Consider the following 12,741-nt stretch of genomic DNA (forward strand, 5'->3'; position numbering starts at 1 on the left):
AAAATTGGCCTAGTTGTAATTAGGTTGTTATTTGAAAGTAGAATAAGGAAAACAAATGCAGTCCATAACTGATTTCTACCAAGACCAGCGAGAACCGGTTATTTCACAGGAATTAACCATTAAAAATGTACTGAGAAGTGCCTGCGCTCGCGATCGGGCGCAGTATTTTAGCCTAGCCAACCAAGGCCAAACAGGCCATGATTGGCAGACCCTGTTGAAGACAGCAGCGAAAATTCAACTGACAACGAAAAAACCGGTGATGGTTCATGTTCGGGCTAAAGATATTCAGCCCAGTCAAGTGGAATCAACCTTTAATCTTCTTCAAGACCGTGGGTTAAACAATTTTTTGCTGGTGACTGGGGATAAAAGGACGGATAGCAACGGATTTTCATCAGCTCAAGATTTGCTCTTGGCGGTTCATCAAAACAATTTAGCAGGGCTCAGTTTGGCGACGACCCTCGATGTCAACCAAGTCAATACCCATGGCGTTGCCTGGGTGGTTAACCAGGCCTTGACTAAGGAAAGGAATGGGGCGAAAATTTTGATTAGTCAGATTTTCTTTAACGTTGATAACTTTTTGGCAGTTCAAGAGGGCTTGAAGATGGCCGGAGCGAATTTGATTTTGGTGGCGGGTGTCCTTCATTACCCTAGTCAAAATCAGCTTGACTGGGTTCAACGGGTCTTACGTCTGACTGTCCCTAATGATTGGCGAAAAAATCCTGATTTGGCCAGTGCACGTTTAGTTGCGGATTTAACAGACGGCCAAGCAGCGGGTATCCACTATTTTGCTAACTTTTAAGGGATGACAATGGCTTTTTGGAGACGAAAAATTCGAATAGCCGAAAAAAAAGACGTTGATTGGCTATTTTTCTTCCGCATTACAAGGTACAATGGTTTGATTACAATGATTTGGAGACAACCATGTTTAGAAACGTGAAGCGGTTTGTAATTGGCAAACCGTTGAAAACATTAGAAGCGTCCGACCAGGCTTTATCAAAGTCAAAGGCCTTGGCCCTTTTATCATCTGATGCCCTTTCATCCGTTGCCTATGGGACGGAATCGATTACGGCTGTCTTACTGGCGGGTGGAGCAGTGGCTCTTTGGTTACAATTACCGATTGCACTCTTAATTTTGCTACTCTTAGCAGCCATCGTTTTGTCTTACCGACAAATTATTCATGCTTATCCAAACGGAGGTGGCGCGTATACGGTTGCCAGTAAAAATTGGGGTCCCAAGGTTGGTCTAGTGGCCGGGGGCTCATTGTTAGTTGACTATATGTTAACGGTTGCGGTATCTGCATCGGCAGCGGCTGATGCGATGACGGCTGCTATTCCAGGCCTGTTGCCCTTTGCCGTTCCACTTTCATTGGTGATTATCCTGATTTTAACGGCTTTAAACCTGCGTGGTTTGCGTGAATCGGCTAATTTTTTGCTGCTGCCGGTTTACTTCTTTATCGTGATTATGGCCGTGACAGTGGCTTATGGCCTCTTTCAGGCCGCAACCGGAGCGATTGCCTACCATGCTGCCGCCAAAATCGGTACGGATTTTTCGGCTTTATCGCTTATCTTCTTTTTGCGTGCCTTTTCATCTGGTTCCTCTTCGTTAACAGGGGTGGAAGCCATCTCGAATGCGGTGCCAAACTTTAAGGCCCCCAAGGAAAAGCATGCCGCTACCACCTTGACGATGATGGCTTTAATTTTGGCCAGTTTCTTTTTGGGTATTACTTTTTTGTCTTACTGGTATGGTATTGTGCCAAACAGTCACTCGACGGTTTTGTCGCAAATTGCTGCCATTACCTATGGGGGGCATGGTCTGGGCTTTTATTTGGTCCAATTAGCAACAACGCTGATTTTAGCGGTGGCCGCTAATACGGGCTTTTCGGCCTTTCCTGTTCTGGCCGTGAACTTGGCCAAGGATAAGTATCTCCCGCATCTCTTTATGGATCAGGGTGATCGATTGGGCTATTCCAATGGTATTTTGTCACTATCGTTTGGCGCCATGATTTTGACCGTGATTTTCCATGGATCGACGGACGCCTTGATTCCACTATATGCGGTTGGCGTTTTTGTTCCGTTTACGCTGTCTCAGTCGGGCATGATTATCCATTGGTGGCGGTTGAAACCCAAGTTCTGGTGGGGGAAGGCGGCCATTAATTTCCTTGGCGCCTTTATGTCGGCTGCCTTGGTCCTTGTCTTGTTTGCTACCCGACTAACACATGTTTGGCCGTACTTGATTATCATGCCGGCGGTCTTGACCGTGTTCTTCAAAATTAAGAAGCACTACGATGCCGTTTCAAAACAATTGCGCTTGCAATACCTGGATCAAAACGAGCAAAAGCACCCAGAATATTCCGGCTCGACAGCGATTGTCCTGGTCTCGAACTTAACCCAGGTAACGGCTGAGGCCATCGACTATGCGCAATCCATTGCGACTAAGGTGGTGGCGATGCACGTTTCCTTTGATATTAATCCGGCTAAGGAAGAAAAGATTGCCAAGCAGTTTACAGCTAATTTTCCAGATGTCCGTTACGTCGACGTGCACTCTTCTTACCGATCGATTGTTAAACCAGTGGTTGGTTTTGTGACCAAGGTTTCCCATCAATCTGAAAAGATTAACCATTCCGTAACGGTCATTATTCCCCAGTTCGTGCCGAAGAAGCCTTGGCAAAATATTTTGCATAACCAGTCCTCGTTGCGACTGCGAGCAGCCTTATCGGCAATGGATAATATCTCTATTTCGACCTATTATTACCATCTTTCGGAATAACAATCAGTCAGCCAATCATCTTTAGGATTGGTTCAAAGAAAGCCTCCAAATTGTTTTGGAGGCTTTTTTGTTACCTATTTTTAGAAAGTTTCGGCAGGAACTTGATCCAACTTGGCTTGCCAATCAACGTCTGGATATTTGCGAGATAGGGCAGTCGCCAAGACGCGTTTGGCTAAGTTACCATTGCGGGTGAAGATTGGGCCGTGGAAGTAAGAACCATAAACGTTATGATAAATCACGCCTTCGGTCTGATCCATGCCGTTATTGCCTTGGCCAGTTGTGACCGTGCCTAAGGCTTTTTCACCTTGGCCCAAGAATGTTCGACCTTGATGGTTTTCAAAGCCGTGGTATTCTTCGCCAGTTTCGTTATTTTTGATGACAATGTCACCAGTTAACCGTTTACCCTTCAGGGTTTTAACCTGGTTGTCCGTCATATTGGTAGTGTAGTGATCCATGACCCCGATACCATCAACTTTGGTGCCATCAGCCATTTCCATATAATGACCGAGGAGTTGGAAACCACCGCAGACAGCTAGAAGTGGACCATCGTTTTCGATGTATTCCTTTAGTCCGTCGGCCTTCAATTTCAAATCATTGGCTACGACAGTTTCTTCGTAGTCTTGGCCACCGCCAAAGAGGACAAAGTCGTAAGCTTTTGGATCGAAGTCATCATCGAGGGAAACCAGCTGGTCATCAACATCGACGCCAATTTGCTTAGCATAGTAACGCAGGGCAATAATGTTGCCGTAGTCACCATAAGTGTTCATTAAATCACCATAGAGGTGGGCTAGTTTGAGTGTATAGTCAGCCATTAATATTCCTCCTGAATGTAACCATGGTTTTTTAAGACGGCCCGAATTTGGAGCATGGCCGTGTAGGTCGCGGCCAAATAAACTTTTTTAGTTGGCGCTTGGTCGATTGCGGTTAGGATTTCTTCCGTCTTTTGGTAGGTGCCATCGAGGTCAAAACCGGCCATCTTCAAGCGAACCGTGACGTCTTGATAACGTTCACCGCCGGTTGATAGAGCGGCTAATTTTGAATCATGGAGACGTTCAAATTCAGCGTCCCAAATCCAAGAAGTATCGATTCCGTCAGCATAATTCGCATTGAGGAGTGTAATCAAGGTGAAAGGATCTTTTTCCGTCTCCATCATATCGATCACGGAGTTTGTACCGACGGGATTTTTGATGAGCAGAATTGTGACATCTTTGCCAGCGACATCAAGTGATTCTTGGCGGCCAAAGACCTGCTTATCTTCTTCAAAAGCTTTCTTGATATCAGTAGGACTAACATCAAAGGTTCGACCAACAGCGTAGGCAGCCAGCGCATTATAGATGTTATAGAGGCCGCCAATGGCAATTTTGTAAGGTGTGCCATCGAGGTCAAAAGCAGAAGACTTTGGCGTTAGCTCATTTAATGCTGTCACAGCATAATCGAGCTTAGGTCGCTTGAAACTGTCGGTTGTTGAAAAATAACGGCCGAGGTTTGCGTAAGTAATGAAGTTATAATGAAGAACGGAGTTGTCCGTTGGGGAGAGAATACCATCTGTGTTTGTTGGCGCCTTTAAGTCTTTAAAATCAGTTTCTTTCACATTGTCAAAGCCATAGTAAATTCGCTGATTTGAGTAAGAACCACGAGCGAAGATGGGCGAATCAGCATTGGTAATCACCGTTGCATTTGGAGCTTGGTTAATGCCGGCGATGATTTTATCGTAAGTGGAATAAATTTCACCATAGCGGTCAAGTTGGTCGCGGAAAAGATTAGTTAAAACAAAGTATTTTGGTTCAATGGCCTTTGCCAGTGACAAGACGTTGGCCTCGTCAACTTCCAAAACGGCAACAGGCTTTTTTCCATTCGGTGACGGCTTAACTTTTGTAGTTAGAAGCGTACCAACGATTCCCTGGACCATGTTGGATCCGGATGGGTTGGTCACCACTGTGTAACCGCCGGCCCGTAAAACCCGAGTAATTAAAGCGGTTGTCAATGTTTTTCCGTTTGTTCCCGTGACAATGACCAGGTCGAATTCTTTTTCAATGGTCTGTAAAACTTCTGGATCAATCTTAACGGCTAGCTTGCCGGGCAAAGAAGTGCCACCGCGCTTTAAGATGTTGCGGAGCAAAAAATGACTACTTTTGGCCGTAAATTTGGCTAACTGACTTTTTACTGACATAAAAAAGTCCCCCTTTTTCTAAATTCTTATTTTACCATGCGTCTTGCGAATTTTCCCTAAAATGGTCTAGGCAGTCGAGTTATGGTTAAAAAATTGCTATAATGGATTAATAGAATAGATAAAACGAGTGAGGCGAAAACGTGGCACAACTGTACTTTGAATATGGGGCGATGGGCTCTGGCAAATCGATTGAAATTTTGAAAGTTGCTCATAATTATGAATCGCAGGACAAAGAGGTCTTGTTGCTAACCCCCTTAGTGGATGACCGCGATGGGATTGGTGTGATTGCCTCACGAATTGGTTTGAAACGGCCAGCAACGGTTGTCGACGAGAATGAAAACCTTTATGAAATGATTCAGGACCGTCAAAACGCAAAGTTGGCAGCTGTCTTAGTTGATGAAGCTCAATTTTTAACGGCCAACCAGGTTGATCAATTAGCCTATGTGGTGGATGATTTGGGTTTGCCCGTGATGGCCTTTGGCCTGAAGCAAGATGCCTTTAACCACCTGTTTGAGGGTTCACGCCGTTTATTGGAAATTGCCGACAAGCTCGAAGAAATGAAGACAATTTGCTCGTTTTGCGGTAAAAAGGCAACGACTCAGCTACGAATTGCCAATGGCCAACCGCAGTATTCTGGTAACCAGGTGCAAATCGGGGGGGATGAATCCTACTTGCCAACCTGCCGCAAGCATTGGTACCATCCAGTTTTAGAAATGATTCCAAAGAATTAAGGAGACACCATGGATCCGATATTTTCACAATTACAAGCGGTTGTAGACCGTTACGATGAATTGAATCAAATGCTAGCCGATCCCGAAGTCATGAGCGATTCCAAGAATTACATGGCGCTTTCAAAAGAAGCGGGTGGTATTCGTGAAACGGTTGAAACCTTCAAGCGTTATCAACAGGTTGTCAACGATTTGTTAGAGGCCGAAGAGCTCTTAGGAGATGCCGAAATGGGTGAGCTGGCCAAGGAAGACCTGGCGGCACTGAAGCCTGTGAAAGCTGAATTAGAGGAAAAATTGAAGGTTTTGATGCTGCCCACTGATCCAAACGATGATAAAAACATCATTATGGAAATTCGTGGTGCTGCAGGTGGGGACGAGTCATCCTTGTTTGCGGCTGATTTGTTAGGCATGTATCGACGTTACGCCGAAAACCAGGGTTGGTCATTGCAGATTGTTGATGAAACGATGACTGAAGTTGGTGGCTATAAAGAAGTGGTTGCCATGATTGTTGGTAACAACGTTTATTCAAAATTGAAATTCGAGTCGGGTGCCCACCGGGTGCAACGAGTGCCATCAACGGAAACACAAGGCCGTATTCACACCTCAACCGCAACGGTCGGGGTAATGCCGGAGTTCGAAGAAGTCGATGAAGACGGCTTAATTGATCCAAAGGATGTTCGTGAGGATGTTTACCGGTCATCTGGTGCCGGCGGTCAGCACGTTAACAAAACGTCTTCGGCTATTCGCTTGACTCACGAGCCAACGGGGATTACGGTTGCCATGCAAGACGAACGGTCCCAGCAACAAAACCGTGCACGGGCTTGGAAGATTTTGAATGCCCGTGTTTACGACCACTTTGCCCAGGAAAACGAGGCGGAGTATGCTGAGCAGCGGAAAACCGCTGTTGGCTCAGGTGCACGATCCGAACGAATTCGAACTTATAACTACCCACAAAATCGGGTGACAGACCACCGTATCGGTTTGACTTTGAATAAGTTGGACCGGGTTATTGCCGGTGACTTAAATGAAATCATTGATGCGTTGGTCTTAGCCGAACAAACAGCCAAGCTGGCGGAGTTAAATCAGCAATAATGACACACAAAAAAACCGACTGGCAACAGTCACATCGTTCCAAACAGGCAGGTTCAGAAAAACCGGTTCCGATTTCACTGTTAGAAGCGCGCAAGTGGGCACTCAAGGAATTGACGGCTGCTGGCTTGGATGCAGACGAGGCGAGTGATAACATTGATTTTCTTTTAACGGGTGCTTTGAAAGTGAACTATGGGATGCTGCGGGCCAACCTAACTCGACAAATGCACCCTTGGCTAGCCAAACGTTGGCCAACATGGATTGCCCAGTTACTAAAGGGTGTGCCTGCCCAGTACGTTCTCGGCCAGGCACCCTTTTATGGTCGTGAGTTCGTAGTTGATGACCGGGTCTTGATTCCCCGTCCAGAAACGGAGCTACTGGTCGACTGGGTTTTGACTGATTTGAAAGCTAAGGGTGAACAAGCGCCAACAATTCTAGACGTTGGAACCGGTTCTGGTGCGATTATCTTGACTTTGGCCCAGGAATTACCCGCTGCCCGTGGCATTGGCCTGGATATTTCGTTGGATGCCTTGGCGGTGGCCAAGAAAAACCGTCATCAATTTGAATTGGCGAATCGTGTTGGCTTGATGCATTCCGACATTTTCACAGCAGTGGCCAACCAACGTTTTGACATTATCGTTTCCAACCCGCCCTATATACGGCCGGATGGACAGGAAGAGATGGATAACTCAGTGGTGACCTTTGAACCTGATTTGGCCTTGTATGCTCCAAATGGTGGTAAAGCACTCTATGAACGAATGGCTCATGGTTTGGAAAAACAGCTCACGCCAGGTGGGGTGGCCTACTTTGAAATTGGCTATGACCAGGGCAAAGCCTTAACCAAGGTTTTCCAAGACCAATTACCAACAGCAACAGTGACATTGAAACAGGATTTAGCCGGTCTTGACCGACTAATCCGGGTACAGTTAAAAAAATGAAAACGAAAGATTTACAAAATAATAGTACGGATATCGAAGAAGCAGCGGCATTGATTCAAGCTGGTGAGGTAGTTGCTTTTCCAACTGAAACGGTTTACGGTCTGGGTGCAGATGCAACCAATGACGAAGCCGTACAAGCAGTCTTTACGGCAAAGGGCCGACCTGCGGATAATCCGTTAATCATGACGGTTGGGGATGCGAGTCAGTTGTCTGCTTACGTCGAGGTCTCTCATCAAGCGCGACAGTTGATGAACACTTTTTGGCCGGGCTCATTGACCATTATTTTACCGATTAAGGAAAATGCTGTTTCCATGTTGGTGACGGGTGGTTTGCAAACGGCCGCTGTGCGCATGCCTGACAACCAAGCAACGCGCGCAATGATTCGCAAGGCTGGGACGCCAATTGTTGGGCCATCTGCTAACCTTTCGGGTAAGCCATCACCGACAACGGCTGCTCACGTTCATCATGATCTGGATGGCAAGATTGCTGCTATTTTGGATGATGGTCCAACCCAAGTTGGCTTGGAATCAACGGTCATTGATTTGACAGCGGCCGAGCCCACCATTTTACGTACTGGAGCCGTTAGTCAAAAGATGTTGACAGTGGTCTTGGGGAAAAAAGTGATTGATGGGACTAGCCAAAAGTCTTTGGCGGCCAACGAAACCCCGAAGGCTCCGGGGATGAAGTACCGGCATTATGCACCAGATAAGCCCGTGATTGTCTTTGACCCATTGGACTTCAACGACCTTAAAGAAAGCTTGGGAGATGGTGATGCCGTCATGGCTTTCGAGGGGCTGCTGGCAGAGTTGCCAAAAACCGTGCCATCATGGTCTTTAGGGGCTGATTTGGCTGGTGCTAGTGAAAATCTCTTTGCTGGGTTACGCTACTTTGATGAAAAAGACGAAGTGAACAAAATCTATGCCCAAGCAATGCCAGACATTGATTTGGGTAAGGCATATAACAATCGCTTAGGCAAAGCCAGTGGTGGTCAGCGATTTACTCTGTAATAAAAGAGATTTACCTTGCTATTTTGTAAGCGCTTTGATAAACTAAAACTGAATAAAAGACTTTTCCAAAAAGGAGAATTATTATGGCAGAGACACAAGAGTTTAACATCATTTCAGAGACAGGGATTCATGCCCGTCCAGCTACTTTATTAGTACAGGCAGCTTCAAAGTTTGTTTCAGAAGTTACCTTGTCATACCAAGGCAAGGAAGTTAATTTGAAGTCAATCATGGGTGTGATGTCACTCGGTGTTGGCCATGGTGCAGACGTGACAATCAAGGCTGATGGTGATGATGCAAAGGATGCCTTGGCAGCAGTGGCCAAGGTCATGAAGGATGAAGGTTTGGTTAAGTAACCAAGGCTGATTTTAGATTAATTTCGACGAAAGGTCGCATTTTGGCGGCTTTTTTTATTTGAATGAAGAATGATTTTTAGTAAAATGAAGAAAAGTATCGATGTTAATTGGCGTCGATGACAGGGAGGGCTTTCATGAATATTTTGGTGATTGATACAAGTAACCAACCACTGCTCGTCGGCTTAGGAAAAGACGGCCAATTACTCGACACATTTCAAACAGACAAGCCAAAAAACCATTCAATTGATCTTTTGCCAGCGATTAAGTCGCTTCTGGCCGCTCAGGAATTAACGATACAAGATATCGATCAAATTGCTGTTGCCAAGGGGCCAGGATCTTTTACGGGTTTGCGCATTGGCTTGACGGTTGGTAAGGTCTTAGCGGACACGCTGAAAAAGCCACTTCTAGCTATTTCATCTTTGCAAAGCTTGGCCAAGCAGGTCCAACTAAAGCAACAACCTGATGTACTAGCAGCCGAGAATTCCATGGTCGACAATTTTCATGCGGGGCAGATAGCCAGGGACACGGTTGTGTTGGTCCTCTTTGATGCCCGCAATCAAAATGTTTTTGCCGGTGCTTATTTGGGCGATACGGTCGTCTTGGCGGATGGCCATTATCCATTGGAGGAGGTCTTGGCCCTTGTTAGCCAGGTAGCCGAGCCGGTGGTTGTAGTTGGGGATGGGTTGCATTTCCAGGACACGATTGAAGAGGCCTTATCAAATCAGTCCCTCAAGATTTTGGATCATGACCAGTCATTACCAACGGGGACTGGCCTTTTGGCTCTTTCAGCCACAACGACACCCGTTGAAAATATTGATGACTTGACGCCATCATACTTAAGAAAAACCCAGGCGGAATTAAACTGGGAACAAAATCATCAAGATGACGGGCAGGGCAAACCCTATGTTTTTAAAGTTTAAAAGAAAACAAAAAGAGCGGCCGGTCGCTCAAACATTGGTCGACTTTCCTGGAGAGTTTTTTCAAGCTGCTGGAGAAGAGCTATTATTACGAGTAGCAACTGTTTCCGATATTCCCGGACTCGTTGCCATTCAAGAAGCGGTCTATAATGGTTACGCACCCTGGGTTTCGCGCGATTTTTACCATGAACTAACCCAAGAAAAGGATCGGCTATACTTGGTTGCCTTAAGAAAGGACCAGGTCATTGCCTTTATTGCCCTGGTCAAGCGTGATTTGGTTTCTGATTTACATATTGCCAATATTGCCGTTTTGCCGGTTTGGCAGGGACAACAGGTTGGCTCTTATCTCATTAATACGGCAAAGGCGGTTGCTCGTGAAATTGGCTTAAAAGAGCTTTCCTTGGAAGCCAGGCGGTCAAACACTGGTGCCTTGGCCCTCTATGACCACCATGGTTTTACGGTTATTGATGTTGTGGAACATTATTATATTGATAACCATGAAGATGCAATTTCAATGGTACTCGACCTTGAACATTAAAAGAGCAACAATTGAGGATAGTCCAAGAATTCACCAAATCGCTTTGGCGGCCTTTTTAAGGGACCAGGTACCAAAACGGTTAATCGATGAGCAGTTGGCAGCTGGACGGGTGACCTACTTATTAGCAGAAAGTGCAATGTCCGCTTCTGCTAAAAGAGTTTTAAATGATGGGACTGTTGAGAACAACCCAATTGTCGGCTTTTTATCTTACCGAGCCATCTTGGACGAGGTCGACCTCTCTTTTTTGGCAGTTGATCCAGCTTTCCAGGGGCTAGGAATTGCTCGTGAGTTAATGCAGGCTTTTTGTGAGCAAAGTTACGGGCAAACGGCTTACTTAGAAGTGGCTGAAAACAATCTTCCTGCCCGCCGGTTGTACGAAAAGTTTGGCTTTGAAATTTATGCCCGTCGCGATGGTTACTACCATGACGGTCAAACAGCCATCTTAATGGAGAAGAATTTATGACAACTTTAATTGCCTTTGAATCAAGTGCTGACGAGACTTCAGTCGCCATTGTCAAGGACGGTCAGACCGTCTTGAGCAATGCGGTGGCAACTCAAATTAATTCGCACCAACGTTTTGGTGGGATCGTACCTGAGGTTGCTTCCCGCCACCATCTTGAATGGATTACGAAGACTTTAGACATTGCCTTAGCGGATGCGCAGGTTGAGCCAAAAGACCTTGATGGTGTGGCCGTGACTTATGGCCCAGGTTTGGTCGGTTCTTTGCTAGTCGGTTTAATGGGGGCAAAAACCTTTGCAATGGCTCATGGCCTGCCGTTGATTCCAGTCAACCATTTGGCCGGCCACATTGCGGCTGCTAATTTTAACCGACCAATTATTTTTCCTGCTTTGGCATTGATGGTTTCTGGTGGTCATACGGAATTGGTCTTGATGAAAGAGCCCAATGATTTCCACATCTTGGGTGAAACCTTTGATGATGCCGCTGGTGAATCCTATGATAAGGTTGGTCGGTTGTTGAACTTGTCATACCCAGCCGGGAAGGCAATCGATGACCTGGCCCATCAGGGACAGGTCACCATCGACTTTCCACAAGCGATGGCCAAAGAAGCCGGTTATAACTTTTCCTTCTCTGGTTTAAAATCAGCCGTAATCAATCAGGTCCACAACGCTGAGCAGCGCGGTGAAACCATCAAGGAAGAAGACCTGGCGGCTTCTTTCCAGGCTGCAGTTATTAAGGCGCTGGTCGGTCGTACAAAACGGGCCTTGACTGACTTTCCGGTGAAGTCACTCGTGTTAGCTGGTGGAGTGGCTGCTAACAGTGGTTTGCGTGCTGCGTTAACTGATTTAATGGCTGATTTTTCAAACATTGACTTTATCCCGGTGCCCAAGCAGTATACTGGTGATAATGCAGCCATGATTGGTGCGGCTGGCTATTGGAACTATCAAGACAAGATTTTTGCTGATCTTGATTTGAACACAAATCCAGGCCTTGATTTTCCGTTGATTGACCTTGACCAGCAGGATAATGAATAAAAATATTTGTGAAAAATGAGCGAATAGATAGGAAAACCCACAATCTATGCTATAATAAATATAATTTAGTTCACAAAGTGAAATGGAGACGCCATGGACGAGCAAGCAAAGATTCCACGAGCAACCGCCAAACGGTTGCCCATCTACTACCGTTATTTAACGTTTTTAAATGATGCCGGCACTAACCGGATTTCTTCTGCTGAATTGGCTGAAGCAACCAAGTTTGATGCTGCAACGATTCGCCGTGATTTTTCATATTTTGGTGCTTTAGGCAAACGAGGCTATGGTTACGATGTTGAGGCCTTGTTAGAATTTTTTGCCAAGGTTTTGGACCAAAATTCATTGATTAATGTGGCTTTGATTGGGGTTGGCCATTTGGGCCAGGCTCTTTTGAATTTTAACTTCCACCAATCATCAAACATGCGAATTGCCGCTGCCTTTGATATTAATGAAAACCGGGGCAAGATTTTATCCGGGGTACCAATTTATGACATGAGTGAATTGGAAGAACAAATCAAAGCTCAACGGATTAACATCGCCATTTTGACGGTGCCACAAGGTGTCGCCCAGGAAATTACGGATACTTTGGTGGCAGCCGGGGTCAAAGGAATTATGAACTTTACACCGTTACGAGTTTCTGTACCAAAGGGTGTTCGGGTTCAAAACGTTGATTTAACTAACGAACTCCAAACGTTGGTTTATTTTATTCAGAACTATGCCTCAATCACGACGGGAAAGTAA

At 45.8% G+C, this 12,741-nt stretch carries 14 protein-coding genes; 12 read left to right on the forward strand and 2 right to left on the reverse strand.

Translation table 11 applies throughout. The features are described from left to right. Positions 1 to 55 precede the first annotated feature (55 nt). Both ACSYSR_RS04190 and ACSYSR_RS04195 read left to right on the forward strand, forming a co-directional pair. Positions 56 to 799 carry a methylenetetrahydrofolate reductase gene (locus ACSYSR_RS04190; protein ID WP_489816047.1) on the forward strand — a complete coding sequence of 248 codons (744 nt, stop codon included), beginning with the start codon at positions 56 to 58 and terminating at the stop codon, positions 797 to 799. A gap of 122 nt (positions 800 to 921) precedes the next feature. Continuing rightward, entirely contained in the window at positions 922 to 2,766 is a 1,845-nt protein-coding gene (locus ACSYSR_RS04195; RefSeq protein ID WP_252773484.1) for an APC family permease, read from the forward strand. Positions 2,767 to 2,846: 80 nt separating this feature from the next. On the opposite strand, the gene ACSYSR_RS04200 is transcribed toward ACSYSR_RS04195, so the two are convergent. Together ACSYSR_RS04200 and ACSYSR_RS04205 are read right to left on the reverse strand one after the other, a co-directional pair. Then, positions 2,847 to 3,578 carry a type 1 glutamine amidotransferase gene (locus ACSYSR_RS04200; RefSeq protein WP_252773485.1) on the reverse strand — a complete coding sequence of 244 codons (732 nt, stop codon included), beginning with the start codon at positions 3,576 to 3,578 and terminating at the stop codon, positions 2,847 to 2,849. Then, positions 3,578 to 4,936 carry a MurT ligase domain-containing protein gene (locus ACSYSR_RS04205; RefSeq protein WP_489816046.1) on the reverse strand — a complete coding sequence of 453 codons (1,359 nt, stop codon included), beginning with the start codon at positions 4,934 to 4,936 and terminating at the stop codon, positions 3,578 to 3,580. The genes ACSYSR_RS04200 and ACSYSR_RS04205 overlap by 1 nt, the downstream gene beginning before the upstream one ends. Positions 4,937 to 5,076: 140 nt before the next feature. Here ACSYSR_RS04205 and ACSYSR_RS04210 point away from each other — a divergent pair, with 140 nt between their 5' ends. From ACSYSR_RS04210 to ACSYSR_RS04255, 10 genes are all read left to right on the forward strand, one after another. Then, positions 5,077 to 5,667: a thymidine kinase gene (locus ACSYSR_RS04210; protein WP_252773487.1), complete on the forward strand. Its 591-nt coding sequence runs from the start codon at positions 5,077 to 5,079 to the stop codon at positions 5,665 to 5,667. A 9-nt stretch (positions 5,668 to 5,676) separates the two neighbouring features. Continuing rightward, a complete protein-coding gene (gene prfA / locus ACSYSR_RS04215) occupies positions 5,677 to 6,756 on the forward strand; it encodes a peptide chain release factor 1 (protein WP_489816045.1) in 1,080 nt (359 codons plus the stop codon). Continuing rightward, positions 6,756 to 7,691, forward strand: coding sequence for a peptide chain release factor N(5)-glutamine methyltransferase (gene prmC / locus ACSYSR_RS04220; protein ID WP_489816044.1), 936 nt, complete (start codon positions 6,756 to 6,758; stop codon positions 7,689 to 7,691). Before prfA ends, prmC begins: the two co-directional genes overlap by 1 nt. Beyond that, positions 7,688 to 8,698: an L-threonylcarbamoyladenylate synthase gene (locus ACSYSR_RS04225; RefSeq protein ID WP_489816043.1), complete on the forward strand. Its 1,011-nt coding sequence runs from the start codon at positions 7,688 to 7,690 to the stop codon at positions 8,696 to 8,698. The genes prmC and ACSYSR_RS04225 overlap by 4 nt, the downstream gene beginning before the upstream one ends. An 83-nt stretch (positions 8,699 to 8,781) precedes the next feature. Then, positions 8,782 to 9,051, forward strand: coding sequence for a phosphocarrier protein HPr (locus ACSYSR_RS04230; RefSeq protein WP_047974667.1), 270 nt, complete (start codon positions 8,782 to 8,784; stop codon positions 9,049 to 9,051). Positions 9,052 to 9,185: 134 nt separating this feature from the next. Then, positions 9,186 to 9,971 carry a tRNA (adenosine(37)-N6)-threonylcarbamoyltransferase complex dimerization subunit type 1 TsaB gene (gene tsaB / locus ACSYSR_RS04235; RefSeq protein WP_252773491.1) on the forward strand — a complete coding sequence of 262 codons (786 nt, stop codon included), beginning with the start codon at positions 9,186 to 9,188 and terminating at the stop codon, positions 9,969 to 9,971. Next, positions 9,955 to 10,506: a ribosomal protein S18-alanine N-acetyltransferase gene (gene rimI / locus ACSYSR_RS04240; RefSeq protein ID WP_252773492.1), complete on the forward strand. Its 552-nt coding sequence runs from the start codon at positions 9,955 to 9,957 to the stop codon at positions 10,504 to 10,506. The genes tsaB and rimI overlap by 17 nt, the downstream gene beginning before the upstream one ends. Next, the gene (locus tag ACSYSR_RS04245) at positions 10,472 to 10,969 is read left to right on the forward strand and encodes a GNAT family N-acetyltransferase (RefSeq protein WP_491708336.1); all 498 of its coding nucleotides are present in this window, start codon (positions 10,472 to 10,474) and stop codon (positions 10,967 to 10,969) included. The genes rimI and ACSYSR_RS04245 overlap by 35 nt, the downstream gene beginning before the upstream one ends. Then, positions 10,966 to 12,000 (forward strand): tRNA (adenosine(37)-N6)-threonylcarbamoyltransferase complex transferase subunit TsaD, encoded by a 1,035-nt coding sequence (gene tsaD, locus ACSYSR_RS04250; protein WP_252773494.1) that lies wholly within the window; start codon positions 10,966 to 10,968, stop codon positions 11,998 to 12,000. Before ACSYSR_RS04245 ends, tsaD begins: the two co-directional genes overlap by 4 nt. Positions 12,001 to 12,093: 93 nt before the next feature. Beyond that, the gene (locus tag ACSYSR_RS04255; RefSeq protein ID WP_047974671.1) at positions 12,094 to 12,741 is read left to right on the forward strand and encodes a redox-sensing transcriptional repressor Rex; all 648 of its coding nucleotides are present in this window, start codon (positions 12,094 to 12,096) and stop codon (positions 12,739 to 12,741) included.

The organism is Fructobacillus sp. ESL1096 (assembly GCF_058511985.1).